The 13,031-nt window shown below is 43.5% G+C and carries 11 protein-coding genes and 5 tRNA genes; 4 read left to right on the top strand and 12 right to left on the bottom strand.

Annotation, left to right across the window (positions count from 1 at the left end; translation table 11 throughout):
- Positions 1 to 20: 20 nt before the first annotated feature.
- The 7 genes from tig to IPL34_RS09565 all read right to left on the bottom strand — a co-directional run bounded on the left by tig (position 21) and on the right by IPL34_RS09565 (position 3,810).
- Positions 21 to 1,349, bottom strand: a complete 1,329-nt coding sequence (gene tig / locus IPL34_RS09595; RefSeq protein ID WP_296841152.1) for a trigger factor — start codon at positions 1,347 to 1,349, stop codon at positions 21 to 23.
- Positions 1,350 to 1,424: 75 nt separating this feature from the next.
- A tRNA-Leu gene (locus IPL34_RS09590) sits at positions 1,425 to 1,509 on the bottom strand.
- Between the two features lie 92 nt (positions 1,510 to 1,601).
- Positions 1,602 to 1,677 (bottom strand) — tRNA-His (locus tag IPL34_RS09585).
- Positions 1,678 to 1,697: 20 nt separating this feature from the next.
- Positions 1,698 to 1,774, bottom strand: a tRNA-Arg gene (locus tag IPL34_RS09580).
- 39 nt (positions 1,775 to 1,813) lie between these two features.
- Positions 1,814 to 1,890: transfer RNA gene (locus tag IPL34_RS09575), tRNA-Pro, on the bottom strand.
- A gap of 111 nt (positions 1,891 to 2,001) precedes the next feature.
- Positions 2,002 to 3,051: a class III poly(R)-hydroxyalkanoic acid synthase subunit PhaC gene (phaC, locus tag IPL34_RS09570; protein WP_296841150.1), complete on the bottom strand. Its 1,050-nt coding sequence runs from the start codon at positions 3,049 to 3,051 to the stop codon at positions 2,002 to 2,004.
- Positions 3,052 to 3,072: 21 nt separating this feature from the next.
- Positions 3,073 to 3,810, bottom strand: a complete 738-nt coding sequence (locus IPL34_RS09565) for a poly(R)-hydroxyalkanoic acid synthase subunit PhaE (RefSeq protein WP_296841147.1) — start codon at positions 3,808 to 3,810, stop codon at positions 3,073 to 3,075.
- Between the two features lie 405 nt (positions 3,811 to 4,215).
- On the opposite strand from IPL34_RS09565, the gene phbB reads away from it, so the two are divergent.
- Together phbB and phaR are read left to right on the top strand one after the other, a co-directional pair.
- Positions 4,216 to 4,944: an acetoacetyl-CoA reductase gene (gene phbB, locus IPL34_RS09560; RefSeq protein ID WP_296841145.1), complete on the top strand. Its 729-nt coding sequence runs from the start codon at positions 4,216 to 4,218 to the stop codon at positions 4,942 to 4,944.
- 180 nt (positions 4,945 to 5,124) lie between these two features.
- Positions 5,125 to 5,592: a polyhydroxyalkanoate synthesis repressor PhaR gene (gene phaR, locus IPL34_RS09555; RefSeq protein WP_296841143.1), complete on the top strand. Its 468-nt coding sequence runs from the start codon at positions 5,125 to 5,127 to the stop codon at positions 5,590 to 5,592.
- 186 nt (positions 5,593 to 5,778) lie between these two features.
- On the opposite strand, the gene IPL34_RS09550 is transcribed toward phaR, so the two are convergent.
- On the bottom strand, positions 5,779 to 6,396 hold the full coding sequence (locus IPL34_RS09550; protein WP_296841141.1) for a phasin family protein: 618 nt from the start codon (positions 6,394 to 6,396) through the stop codon (positions 5,779 to 5,781).
- A 285-nt stretch (positions 6,397 to 6,681) separates the two neighbouring features.
- Here IPL34_RS09550 and IPL34_RS09545 point away from each other — a divergent pair, with 285 nt between their 5' ends.
- Together IPL34_RS09545 and ppc are read left to right on the top strand one after the other, a co-directional pair.
- Positions 6,682 to 7,170 carry a hypothetical protein gene (locus tag IPL34_RS09545; protein ID WP_296841139.1) on the top strand — a complete coding sequence of 163 codons (489 nt, stop codon included), beginning with the start codon at positions 6,682 to 6,684 and terminating at the stop codon, positions 7,168 to 7,170.
- Positions 7,171 to 7,248: 78 nt separating this feature from the next.
- Positions 7,249 to 10,068: a phosphoenolpyruvate carboxylase gene (gene ppc, locus IPL34_RS09540; RefSeq protein WP_296841137.1), complete on the top strand. Its 2,820-nt coding sequence runs from the start codon at positions 7,249 to 7,251 to the stop codon at positions 10,066 to 10,068.
- Positions 10,069 to 10,105: 37 nt separating this feature from the next.
- Here the strand turns inward: ppc and IPL34_RS09535 are convergent, their stop codons facing one another.
- The 4 genes from IPL34_RS09535 to tpiA form a co-directional block, all read right to left on the bottom strand.
- Entirely contained in the window at positions 10,106 to 11,365 is a 1,260-nt protein-coding gene (locus IPL34_RS09535; protein WP_296841135.1) for a hypothetical protein, read from the bottom strand.
- A gap of 215 nt (positions 11,366 to 11,580) precedes the next feature.
- Positions 11,581 to 11,666 (bottom strand) — tRNA-Leu (locus IPL34_RS09530).
- A 15-nt stretch (positions 11,667 to 11,681) separates the two neighbouring features.
- Positions 11,682 to 12,194, bottom strand: a complete 513-nt coding sequence (gene secG, locus IPL34_RS09525; protein ID WP_296841133.1) for a preprotein translocase subunit SecG — start codon at positions 12,192 to 12,194, stop codon at positions 11,682 to 11,684.
- Between the two features lie 7 nt (positions 12,195 to 12,201).
- Positions 12,202 to 12,960, bottom strand: coding sequence for a triose-phosphate isomerase (tpiA, locus tag IPL34_RS09520; protein WP_296841131.1), 759 nt, complete (start codon positions 12,958 to 12,960; stop codon positions 12,202 to 12,204).
- Positions 12,961 to 13,031 lie beyond the last annotated feature (71 nt).

The raw sequence follows: 13,031 nt of genomic DNA, 5'->3' as shown, positions 1-13,031 counted from the left end.
TGGATAACGGATGGTAGCTATTAAGCCGCTGCTGACTCAGTAGTGTCAATATTACCTTGCGCACGACCAATTACTTGTTCAAAAGAACGCTCTTCATCAGTCACCTGTGCTTTAGACAAGACCCAATCCACAATTAACTCTTCCATTGCAGCAGCTTCAATAGTCTGCATCGCTTGAGGATTAGTGCGATAGTATTCTACCAAGGCGGCTGGATCTTCATAGGTCATCGATAGCGAAGCTAATAATTCATCAACGCGCTTAGCATCACGTTGAATATTATTTTCACGAATCAGTTGTCCTACGATCAAACCTAATTTAACGCGACGCTCAGCCTGTGGCTTGAATAGTTCATCCGGTAAATCAGCATTAGGCATTTGATTGCCCATATTTTGCATAAATTCTTGACGAACCTGTTTGGCTTCTTCAGTGGTTAATGCATTAGGCACATCGAAGGTATGTAAGGCTGCTAACCCATCCATCACTTGCTGCTTGAGTTGGGCTTTAACTGCATTACTTAGCTCACGCTCCATATTTTTCTTAATTTCGGCGCGGAACGTTTCAACGGTAGTGGTTTCTAAACCAAAGCGCTCAATAAAAGCCTCATTGATTTCAGGTAAGACCCCTTCTTGAACGCTAGTCACATTCAACTTAAATTGAGCCGTTTTACCTTTTAGATTTTCAGCTTGGTAATCTTCTGGGAATTTAACATCGGCTACCTTTTCCTCACCTACTATCATACCCACTAAAGCGGCTTCAAAATCTGGCAACATGCGCCCCGCACCTAACTCAACGGCAAAGTTTTCTGCACTTCCACCCTCAAAAGGTACATCGTCTAATGTGCCTACAAAATTCAAACGCACTAAATCGCCTGCTTGAGCGGCACGCTCTACGTTTTGCCATTCTTTTTGTTGTTTGCGAATGGTTTCGATCATGCGATCAATATCCGCATCGGTCACATTCGCTACCGGACGCTTAATCGCTAGCCCTGAAACATCGGCTAGTTGAAATTCAGGGTAAACTTGGAAAGCTGCCACATAAGTTAAAGGCTCATTGTGACCAAACGTTTGCACATCAACTTGGGGCAAACCCGCCATACGTAATTTTTCTTGATTCAAAGCATTACGCAGTGAGTCCTCAATCACATCACCGATAACTTCTTGACGAGTGGCTTGAGCATAGCGTTGGCGTACAACATTCATAGGGACTTTGCCCGGACGGAAACCATCGATACGTACACGCTTAGAGAGCTTTTGTAAACGTTTTTCAACTTCTGTACCAATCCGTTCCGCAGGAACAGTCACGGTCATTTTGCGATCGATATTACCAGTTGTCTCAACAGAAACTTGCATGCCATACCTCATCATGTACCTATGTTAATTCTAATTAACAGGCACGTTATCTTTGAAATGTTGTGGATAATTAAGTGGTGCGAGAAGAGAGACTCGAACTCTCACGGGTCACCCCGCTGGAACCTAAATCCAGTGCGTCTACCAATTCCGCCATTCTCGCATATAACACTAACCTTAACCTTTAGGCTCAGTTAGGAAGGAGGCGATTATACATAGCTCAATTGCATTTGTATAATGTTGTATCTGAAGTTTTGGGGTGGCTGATGGGACTCGAACCCACGACGACAGGAATCACAATCCTGGACTCTACCAGCTGAGCTACAGCCACCATAGAATAACCTGCTGTGCTGGCGCACCCGGCAGGACTCGAACCTGCAACCTACGGCTTAGAAGGCCGTTGCTCTATCCGGTTGAGCTACGGGAGCAGTAGGATGGCAAAGAAAAACTAATATAATCAAAAGAAGTGGTCGGGGTAGAGAGATTCGAACTCCCGACATTCTGTACCCAAAACAGACGCGCTACCAGGCTGCGCTATACCCCGACATTTGATTACGATTACAACGTGACTCTGCACTGCATCGAGGTGACGAATAATACTGAAGCCCTTTTAGAGCGTCAAGCACTTTTTTCAAACTGATGCACTAAGCTGGGTTTAATGTACGGACAACCAATTAGTAATGGCTTTGGGTATCTGAGCTTGTGCCTTAGCGCTCACATAAATACCAATATGTCCCCCGTTAAAACTCAACTCTTGATAGTCCCTACTCCCTACCAACTGTCCTAAAGGTCGTGTAGCACTAGGTGGTACAATATGATCCTCAGTCGCGTAAATATTTAATAGCGGCATAGTTAGCTTACTTAGATCAACCTGTTGCTTACCTATTAAAGCTTCACCCACTACTAATTGATTTTCCTGAAAAAATAGCTTCACAAATTGGCGAAATACCTCGCCTGCCTGATCTGGACTATCATTAATCCACTGCTCCATTAAGACAAAGCTTGCTAAAGCACTGGGCTTATCTAAAGACTGAATCATATTAAAGTACTTCTGGTGCTGAAGCTGATAGGGTTTTAATCTAGCGAATACACCATTCAATACTATTCCCGGCACATTGCCCAAAGTGTCTACTAACAAATCAATATCTATCTTGCGTACCCAGTGGCTCAATTGATTATCAACCGTATGAAAATCAACTGGCGTCACCATCGTAATAAGGTTTTTCACCTGATCCTGATGCAAAGCACTGTAGCACAGACTTAAAACACCCCCTTGGCAAATACCTAATAAATTGAGCTGGTTAAGCGCGTGGCGTTTTAATACCTGTTTTACACAGCGCTGCAAATAGCCATTAATATAGTCATCTAGTGTCAAATACCGATCTAACTGATCAGGATAACCCCAATCAATTAAATACACCTCTTGCCCCTGCCCTAATAAGCCTTGAATCAAGGAGCGTCCTTGCTGTAGGTCAGTCATATAGGGACGATTAACTAAGGCATAAACCATGAGCAAAGGGACAGATGCAGTAATAGTCGCGGGTCGATAATACAGGAGGCGCAATTTATCTTCTTGGTAAACAACTTCATAGGGTGTTACCCCGCTCGCCAAAGGTAAACGCCCTAAAGCTCGACTACCTTGAAAAAGCTGATCCTGTACTTGAGCAATTTCTTGTAGGAGTTGTTGTGTAGTGAATAATAGCATCCGTGCAGCTCCTAAAATTTTTTATTTTAAATCAGCTACTTGCTGTGCTAAATGCTCAAACTGTTCGCGCAACTCTTGATGAGCACGCCGCAATTCATGATAACGCTCCGCTACTAAGTGCAGCTCTTTTTGACTCGGCACATTGAGCCATTGTAGTAAAGGTTGTAAATGATTTTGTAAAGCAGCCTTCAAACTCACCCCCGCATTCACCAACTCAGCATATAAAGCTTGATACTCCTCACTACTCGTCCAAGCGGCATAGTCCTGCTCGTAAGCTTTACCCCACTGCTCCATTAATCCTTGTAAAGAAGTAATATCGATGGATTTTTCTAATACAGCGGACTTAAAGGTCGTAAAGGTCTGTTGATTTAACTGCTCTAACTGTTGGTGATAGCGAGTCGCTACCTGCTGATAATGGTTAATAGCCTGTTGCACTTGCTCCCATTGCTGCACTTGCGCTTGGAAGGTTTGAGTCGTGTTATCCACCATCCCAGCTAAAGGTTGACGCAGCGCCCACTGACTCATGGTGTCGTGGATAGCGTTTAACCACTGCTCAATAACCTCAGGTTTAGGCGCTGTGGATAAAGTATTAGGTAAAATTTTCTGCGCCACCGTTTGATATAAGGTACTAGCGGCTTGAATCCGCTCTAACGTGGTTTTGACTACGGGTGTAGTTTGCTGTTGGATCACTTGACTCCACTCTGCTTGTTGATTAAGCCATTGTTGCCACAAAACTTGCGTATCTATTGGAGAAGTCATAAGCAATCCTTTAAGGGGGGTTGTACCAAGTACAGGGTCATGTTATTTTGTGCATCGCAGCATTGCGTCCGAGTACATGACATCACTCCTGCTCCTGAGATGGTTTAATCTAAAAGTGGCAGCGCTTTGCAGGCATTATAGTTCGCTCTGGACTGTAGATAAAAGACCATAAGATCCATCCACATTAGCACAGTATTTAGGTTACAGCTTTTGCTTTAAAAGTTATAACCTTGGGTGGCAATCAGGGTTCCGCCCCCTCAATGTTGTTTCTAGTTTTGGCTAAAGCATCATTTTAATGTTAGGAACTCGTCCAATTAGGTCTACAAACTCAACTAGCTTAGCTAGTTAAAAACTGTAGTCCATAACGGGGTTTCCCGTACTAACTTCTCGTAAAGGATATGACACATGAGCAAAGTGGCATTAGTAACCGGTGGTACTGGTGGTATCGGTAGCGCAGTTTGTAAACGTTTAGCTGCTGACGGTTTTAAAGTAATCAGTACTTACTTTGAGCCAGAAGAGCAAGCCAAAGCATGGGCTGCTAAACAAGATTTTGAAGTAGGTTTATACCCATGCAATGTTAGCGATTACGAGTCTTGCGTCCAATTAAAGCAGGCTATCGAAGCAGACGGTCTCAATGTGGATGTGATTGTAAATAATGCGGGTATTACTCGTGATGCCAAATTCTCCAAAATGACTCCTGATATGTGGCGCGCGGTTATTTCTACTAATTTAGATAGCTTATTCAATGTAAGCCATCAATTCGTAGATGGCATGATGGAACGTGGCTGGGGACGCATTGTTAATATCTCCTCAGTTAACGGTCAAAAGGGTCAAGCGGGTCAAACCAATTACAGCGCGGCTAAAGCAGGCGTACATGGTTTCACTAAAGCATTAGCTCAAGAAGTAGTACGTAAAGGTGTTACGGTTAATACGATTTCTCCGGGCTATATCGGCACTGAAATGGTGATGGCTATTCGTGAAGATGTGCGTGAAAAAATCGTCGCTCAGATTCCAATGCAACGCTTAGGTAAGCCAGAAGAAATTGCTGCTGTAGCTGCTTTCATAGCTTCAGATGACGCTGCCTTTATTACAGGCGCTGATTTCTCTGCGAATGGCGGTCAATACATGCACTAATACGGTGTGGTGAAACACCGCACTAATATTGTGCCATGTTTTATGTTAAGGTGTAGTGATTACACCTTAGCTAAGCATTATTCCTTGCTAAATGCACAGGGAATCAAGTGTAATAGTTATACTTATAATACCCCATCTTATTGGAATCATAGGGTTTAATCATGACACTGGTAGAGACACATGCCTGACGCCCGTATTATCAAAAAATATCCTAACCGTCGTCTTTATGACACCACACTCAGTAGCTACATCACTTTGAACGAAGTACGCGAATTAGTCATGAGCGAGACCCCTTTCAAAGTAGTAGATCGCCAGACAGGCGAAGACATTACCCGCAGCATTTTATTACAAATCATTATGGAGCAAGAGTCGGGAGGGCAACCTTTATTCAGCGCCGAAATTTTAGCGCAATTTATCCGTAATTATAGCTTGAGCACTCATCAAGGTTTTACTGAGTTTATGGAGCACAGTATGAGTACTTTTAAAGCTCAGCAAAAAGCGGTTAGTGAGCAAATGCATAAGGTACTCAAAGGCACGCCTCTTGATACATGGCTCAAAATGAGCGAGCAAAATATGCAAATGTGGAATCAAGTGCAACGTAATATTTTGAAATCGTTTACGCAAAAATCTGCCGATAAATCGGAATAATTCTGCTTAAAAAGCTCTAGATAAAAAAATAGCCCGCTGCTGGGCGGGCTTGAATAAGACTACACTGTGGAGCGATTAGGAGAGAGGACACAGTACAGTCACTCAATCGTTAAAAGCCTTAGACTCAGCATTGTTCGTATCATCATACTAAGTCTAGAGTAGGCTACTGCGACTGATTAATATCGATTAATTGGTTTTGTCAGTTACTTTTTTGCTAGCAGCAACGGTTTGAGCCGCAGCATCACGGGTAGCAGCAACCGCTTTATCAGTTACTTCTTGAGTCGCTTTTACTGCTTTTTCAGTCGCTTCTTGAGCCGCTTTTACTGCTTTTTCAGTGGCTTGTTTAGTTAAGTTAGCCATTTCTTGAGCAGCTTCAACCGCTTGATTGGTTACTTTTTCAACTTGCTCAGTGGCTTTAGTCATAGAATCAGCCATGAATTGCTTATTGAGTTTGGCCAACTCTTCAGCGCTTTCAGTGGTATAACCTTTGGCTTGTTCAAGAATTGTCATTAACTCATCACGAGCTGCGGTTAAAGTTTCAGCCGCTTCACGTACATTGTTTACCCATTGTGTGCTGTATTGAGTAATAGCTTCTTTTTGCATTGCTACTAAATCTTTAGGATCTTTTACTTTGCTTACTAGCTCAGCACTTTTCACGCCAGACTCTACATAAGAATTCATTAACGCCGCTTGCTTAGTGGTTAACTTTTCAAACGTTTTGAGGTTTAACTCACCTAATTTTTGCGCAGTTGCTAAAGAGTCTTCACTGAATTTTTTTAGTACGTCGATAATTTCGTTAGTCATTGCTGTATCCTCGCGGTTGTGAGAGTGGGTTTACTAAACTTTGGTGCAATGCACCATTTGATGCAGTGCACAATAACTTTTTTAGGGCATGCTGTCAACAAGAATTTTGTGCAACGCACAAAATAATATAAATCTGTCATATTTCAAGCACTATGGAAACTAATAGCTAGAGTTAACGCACTAACCTCATGGGCTAACTATTTAAAGGTTTATTTGCTATCAAGATTGGTTAGAATCCCATTAGAGCAAGTCATGCTCCACTTATTCACAAGGGAAATTATTATTATGAAACAATGGCTAATCACTATTACACTGCTGGGTACTCTCATTAGTAATACTGCGTGGGCAGATCTTGCTCAAAATAAGCAAGATTTTAATGCTAAAACCCAACAGTTCCTCAGTGCTTTGAGCCAATCTATTGCTAAGATGGATAAAAATCTCAAAGCCCTTGCTCAAAACGAGCAAACGCTCCAAGGCTATTTGCGTGACAATCCTACTCCTAAGGAAAGACAATGCATTAACTCGATGCTGACTCGTGCTACTGGTACTAAAAAGCTAGTCACCACCATGCGTCAACAATTAGTGACTGCGCAAACTAAGATGCCAAAACTGCGTGACCAAGCGCTCAAAGCACAATCCTCCGCCCAACTGAACCAAGCTGCCGATCAAGCGAATGCCTTGGTACAAGGCTTAAATACAACGGGTGAAAAAAATAGCCAAATGGCTGAACAATGGTCGGCTAATGTTGACAAGGCTTGTGCGGGTTTAGAATAAAGCATTGCTAAGATGACTATGGTTTAAAATTTAGACCTAGTATACTGAGGCTCTCTTCATCTGTAGGAGCCTCACACTATGCACCCAGTCCCCACTACTAGCCCAGCCGCTCTGAATGTCTCTAAATTAGAGGCTGATGTGCGCCAATATGGCGAATTAATTGGTGACATTCTGAAAAATCAGGAAAGTGTCACGCTCCTTGAAACCGTTGAGACCTTACGCAAAGGGTATATTCAACTGAGACAGCAAGAGGATCCGGCACTACGTCAGCAATTAATGGGCATTATTGAGCAACTTGACATTCCCACCTTGGAAAAAGTCATTCGTGCTTTCAATAGTTTTTACGTACTTGCTAATAATATCGAGGAAGATTTCCAACATCGGCGGCGGCGCTTATTGATACAAGACCGTGATGCGCCACTTTGGAAAGGTTCGGTGCAAGGTACGATTAGCGAGCTTAAACAATCCGGTTTAAATGCCGAACAGGTACAAGCGTTATTAGATCAATTACGCTATATTCCGGTGTTTACTGCTCACCCCACTGAAGCACGGCGACGTACCTTGATGACCATTCAACGGCGTCTCTTCGTCTCGATTGACCAACTCTCCCACCCTCATTTAGCGCCAGAAGAGCAACAAGCTTTACGTAGGCAATTGAGTGCTCAGCTACAAGCACTATGGCGCACTAATGAAGTACGTAATCACAAACCCACCGTACTCGATGAGGTACGCTATGGTTTGTATTACTTCCGTGAGAGTCTATTTGCTGCTATTCCTTTGCTCTATCGTTATTTTGACCGTGCTCTACGCCAAGCTTATGGTTTGCATCAAGTCAATGTGCCTAGCTTTGTACGCTTTGGCTCATGGATTGGCGGTGATCGGGATGGTAATCCTTTTGTGACTGCGAACATTACACGCCAAGCGATTCGCCTTCATATGCAGGCGGTATTGGAGGAGTATTTAAAGCGGGTACATGAACTTAGTAGTGTTCTGACCCATAGCATTCATTTTATTACTCCCTCGTCTGTTTTTAGCGACTACTTAGCGACTCAACACGCCCTATTCCAACAGCATGACCCCGATGTCGTAAGCCCCTATCCCGAAGAGCCGTATCGACAATTGCTCAACTACATGGCTGAACGGCTGAAACACACTTTGGAAACGGTCGAGATACGCATGGAACGTGATCAAGCCGTGTTACCGCCCCATGCTTATCTCAATGCCTCCGAGTTTTTAACCGCTCTGAATGTGATCAATGAATCATTGCGTAGCCATCATGATGATTTAATTGCGGGGCGTGAACTGAAAGACTTGATTCGCTTAGTTGAAACCTGTGGTTTTAGTCTGTATCAGGTGGATGTGCGCCAAGAATCGACTATTCACACGAATACCGTGGCCGAAGTACTGCAAAAAACTCAGCTCGTTCCTGAATATACTAATCTCAGTGAACAAGAACGTATTGCTACGTTAGCCGAGCTGATTACTCGTCCGCGTTTGCCATTGCCACAACGCCCCACCCTAAGCGCTCAAAGTGCTGAAACATTAGCCGTGTTCGACACTATGCTCGCTATGCGTTTAGAAACAGGCGAGGATACTTTTGGCGCTTATGTTATCTCTATGACGCACTATGCTAGCCATATTTTAGAGGTTATGTTCTTAGCTCGTTTAGCGGGCTTAATTGGTTATCAAAATGGGCAACTCTATTGCCATCTTCAGGTAGCCCCACTCTTTGAAACCATTGACGATCTCAAGCGTATCGCCTCAGTACTCACCGATTTATTGAGTAATCCGATTTATCAGCAATTACTGCAAGCATCGGGTAATACTCAAGAGGTGATGTTGGGCTATTCGGATTCGGCTAAAGATGGCGGTATCTTAGCCTCTAACTGGAATCTGTATAATGCTCAACGTCAGGTCATTGCGCTAGCCAATCAGTATGGAGTGAAATGCCGCTTATTCCACGGACGCGGAGGTACGGTAGGACGTGGCGGTGGTCCCACTCACGAGGCGATTGTGGCACAACCTTCGGGTACAGTGTACGGGCAAATTAAATTCACCGAACAAGGTGAAGTACTCGCCGCGAAATATAGCAATATCGAAACCGCTGCCTATGAACTGAGCGTAGGCGCAACAGGCTTACTCAAAGCGAGTACGCATATCGTTACTCATCAATTCCGCACTATTCCCGATAGCTTTAGAACCGCCATGCAAACTATTGCAGGGTATGGTGAGGATACCTACCGCGAACTGACCGACCGTACAGCGGGTTTTATGGATTATTTCTATGAAGCCACTCCGGTGCAAGAAATTGGGCGGCTCAATATCGGCTCGCGTCCCTCGCACCGCAAACAAACTGTGCGCGATAAAAGCTCAATTCGAGCTATTCCTTGGGTATTCGGTTGGGCACAAGCACGACATACTTTGCCTGCTTGGTATGGAATTGGAACTGCATTACATACCTACCGCACTACCCAAAGTGATGGCTTAGAAATATTACGCACTATGTATCAAAACTGGCCCGCCCTCCGTGCGCTGCTCAGTAATGTACAAATGGCATTGTATAAAGCTGATATGGGTACGGCACACGCGTATGCGCAATTAGCCACTACGCCTAATGCTGAGACTATTTTCGAGACTATTCGCACAGAATATGAGTTGACTAAACAGGAGATTTTACTGGTAGCACAAATTCCGGCACTCTTAGAAGAATCACCCTTCTTACAATACTCGCTTAAAAGACGTGACCCTTATTTAGATCCGCTGAATAATATTCAGATTACGCTTATTAAACGTCACCGTGATTATGTGGCGAGTACTGGGCAAGCTGATTCGCCTTGGCTGGGTGCTTTATTACGTACTATTAATGCAATTGCAGCAGGTATGCGTAATACCGGTTAATGGATTTAAATCTCTACTCGCTATTGGGTTAGTTAAACTAGCCCAATAGCCACGTGAATAAGACAGATAACAACACCCACATTACTATCACATAGCCAATATGCCAGCGTAATAAATCTTTACCTGCAATACCTAATTGTCCACGCATCATAACATTCATACCCGATAAGGGACTAGCAACGACACCTAAACTCCAAATCGATAAAAATAATAATCCCAAGATATTAGGATCAGCCACTAATGGCGTTGCCATAGGACCAATGAGTGCAATAGAAATTAAAGGATGTATACCCATTAAAGACACTATAATGGCTAGACCTAATGACAACGATGCTTCTAAACCCGTAAATTGCGTAAATAAAGCTACATTAGGAAACGTACTCAACAACACTTTTAAGCCTATCGTCAATACCCCTGCACCTAAAAACAGCGCTAACTCCCGTGCCATACGTAAGGGTGCGGCCTGTACATGCTCAGCAAAGCGTTCTTTTACTGGTAATCGTTTTACTACTAATAAAGCAGCACTGAATAACATGGCTAATAATGCTACTAAGGTTAAAATCGGTAATTGAGGCGCTAAATAATGCAGTAAAATAATACTCAAGGCTAAGCTAAATGGCAAAGCTAGACTATTTAATTTTAAAGGATAACCTTGAAAGGTATTCAAGCTATTACCAGCCAAGTATTTAAACTCGACCAAACTAATCAAACTAGCTATTAAAGCCACACCTAGACCTAAACTTAGCACTCCTAATAAACTCGCGTGAGGTGCATAGGTTAAAGCTACCCCCATCGAAGCAAAAAAAGGCGACCAAAACGCAGCAATCGCAAAAGCGCGGCTCATTACAGTAATCTGTAAACGTTTTAACAGTTGGTGCGATTTAAAATACTCACCGACTAATACTAAGATAGATAGATTAATCACCGCGCCCAAGGACTGAATCCCAAAGAAATTACCTAATAAACTTCTTTTACCCTGTTGTTGCTTAATATCCGCTTTTGGCAGGGCACTGAGTCTTAAAAAACTTACACCATAGAGCATAACTAAGAGAGCATTGTTTTGGGTTAATAGCTCAGTGATTGAAATGGTAGCGCCACGAGCATAACCGATAATTAGCAATAAACTGCCTACACCAGCTAATATAAAAAACTGGATAAATTGCTGAGCTGGTAATTTATAGAGTAACCAGATTAAAACTAGCCAGCCGTATAATCCGCTCAGGGTAAGGGGAATGCTAGAAATGAAAGCATTGGCAATATGCAATAAAGCCATTGCTAGAAGGAGACTACCAGCCATGCACTAACCCTCTATAAGAGCGTTCCATATGCCTTGTCACGAAAATAACTAAGCCAATTAACGTGAGTAGTTTTGCATTACTTTTTGACATATCCATTGGTATAAATGTAACTAAGGAACTAGCTGGCGATAGAAATCAGCGCTCCTTGTTACCTCTCAACGTTGTGTCTGTGGAGAAATAAAAAAAGCTCACCACTAGGGTGAGCTTTTTGATTTGGTGCCGGCGGCGAGACTCGAACTCGCACGGCTGTAAGCCACTACCACCTCAAGATAGCGTGTCTACCAATTCCACCACGTCGGCATTAGCGGTTATCCCCTACTGTGGTTGAGCAGGAGCTACTGGCGCAGCAGGTACTTCCGTATTAGCCGCAGGTGCTGCGGGCTGTTGAGTAGCTGCCGGAGCAGTAGTTGCAGCCGGTGCGGCTGGCACATCTGAGGTTGAAGCAGCAGGAGCTGCTGGAACTTCAGGGTTTGCCGGAACACCGGGCAATGCAGGTTTTGGAGCTGAGCCAGGTGCAGCAGGCACTTCGGAATTTGCTGGAGCAGTTACCGCTGAGCCTTGCATAATACTACCTGTCAAAGAATTGCTACGGTTTTGGCTAGAAACTAACATCGCCAATACAATGCAATTCACAAAAAATACGGTCGCTAGAATAGCGGTTGTGCGACTCAAAAAGTTACCAGAACCTTGTGAGCCAAAGATTGTCCCTGACGCACCACTACCAAAAGCAGCTCCTGCATCAGCACCTTTACCGTGTTGCATTAACACTAAAACGATAATAGCAACCGATACAATAATTTGGACAATCAATAAAATGTTATACAACATACTGTGTTTAAGCCTTATTTCCAGCTCGGCAGATCGTTAAAAATTCATCTGCGTTTAGCGCTGCTCCACCAATTAAACCACCGTCAATGTCTGGCATTGCGAATAGTTTAGCAGCATTGGAGCCTTTGACGCTGCCACCATATAGAATTTGTAGTTTTTCTGCAACTGATTTATTTAAATTTGCAATCATCTGGCGAATATAAGCATGCACTGCTTGCGCTTGTTCAGGCGTTGCTGTTTTACCTGTGCCAATTGCCCATATCGGCTCATAGGCAACCACGCTATTTACTAAATCTTGTACGTCAATTATAGCCAGTAACGCCTGTAATTGACGACTAATCACTGCTTCGGTTTGGTTTGCTTCACGCTCAGTTAGCGTTTCACCTACACAAAAAATAGGCGTTAAACCTGCTTGCTGTGCCCTGACAAACTTTTGCGCACATATCTCATCAGACTCCCCAAACAGCGCACGGCGCTCAGAGTGCCCAATAATAACATACTCGCAGCCAAACTCTTTCAACATCGGTGCTGATACTTCGCCTGTATAAGCACCTGTTTCGTAATTTGACACATTTTGCGCACCCAATTTCAGGGTACTATTTTGTGTTAACGTGTGTACTAAAGGAACATACACGCAAGGTGCACATACCGCGACTGTGGTTTGATTTAAGCTCTCTAAACCCGCATTAATATTGGCTACCAAAGCACTAATGCTGGCTTGATTACCATTTAACTTCCAATTCCCCGCGACAAATGATGTCCTCATATGCTGCTCCTTCTCCTCTGTGGGGCGGAATCGTAACCGCTCACTTTAGGAAAATCAATCCCTCAGCTAGG

This window comes from Thiofilum sp. (genome assembly GCF_016711335.1).
GTDB lineage: Bacteria > Pseudomonadota > Gammaproteobacteria > Thiotrichales > Thiotrichaceae > Thiofilum.
Note: the sequence above shows the minus strand (reverse complement) of the source record. Positions and strands in the feature narration are given on the sequence as shown.

What these genes read in the sequence shown, in the direction of transcription:
- tig (WP_296841152.1), bottom strand. Translation starts at nt 1,349, where the DNA reads ATGCAAGTTTCTGTTGAGACAACTGGTAATATCGATCGCAAAATGACC.
- phaC (WP_296841150.1), bottom strand. Translation starts at nt 3,051, where the DNA reads ATGCTATTATTCACTACACAACAACTCCTACAAGAAATTGCTCAAGTA.
- IPL34_RS09565 (WP_296841147.1), bottom strand. Translation starts at nt 3,810, where the DNA reads ATGACTTCTCCAATAGATACGCAAGTTTTGTGGCAACAATGGCTTAAT.
- phbB (WP_296841145.1), top strand. Translation starts at nt 4,216, where the DNA reads ATGAGCAAAGTGGCATTAGTAACCGGTGGTACTGGTGGTATCGGTAGC.
- phaR (WP_296841143.1), top strand. Translation starts at nt 5,125, where the DNA reads ATGCCTGACGCCCGTATTATCAAAAAATATCCTAACCGTCGTCTTTAT.
- IPL34_RS09550 (WP_296841141.1), bottom strand. Translation starts at nt 6,396, where the DNA reads ATGACTAACGAAATTATCGACGTACTAAAAAAATTCAGTGAAGACTCT.
- IPL34_RS09545 (WP_296841139.1), top strand. Translation starts at nt 6,682, where the DNA reads ATGAAACAATGGCTAATCACTATTACACTGCTGGGTACTCTCATTAGT.
- ppc (WP_296841137.1), top strand. Translation starts at nt 7,249, where the DNA reads ATGCACCCAGTCCCCACTACTAGCCCAGCCGCTCTGAATGTCTCTAAA.
- IPL34_RS09535 (WP_296841135.1), bottom strand. Translation starts at nt 11,365, where the DNA reads ATGGCTGGTAGTCTCCTTCTAGCAATGGCTTTATTGCATATTGCCAAT.
- secG (WP_296841133.1), bottom strand. Translation starts at nt 12,194, where the DNA reads ATGTTGTATAACATTTTATTGATTGTCCAAATTATTGTATCGGTTGCT.
- tpiA (WP_296841131.1), bottom strand. Translation starts at nt 12,960, where the DNA reads ATGAGGACATCATTTGTCGCGGGGAATTGGAAGTTAAATGGTAATCAA.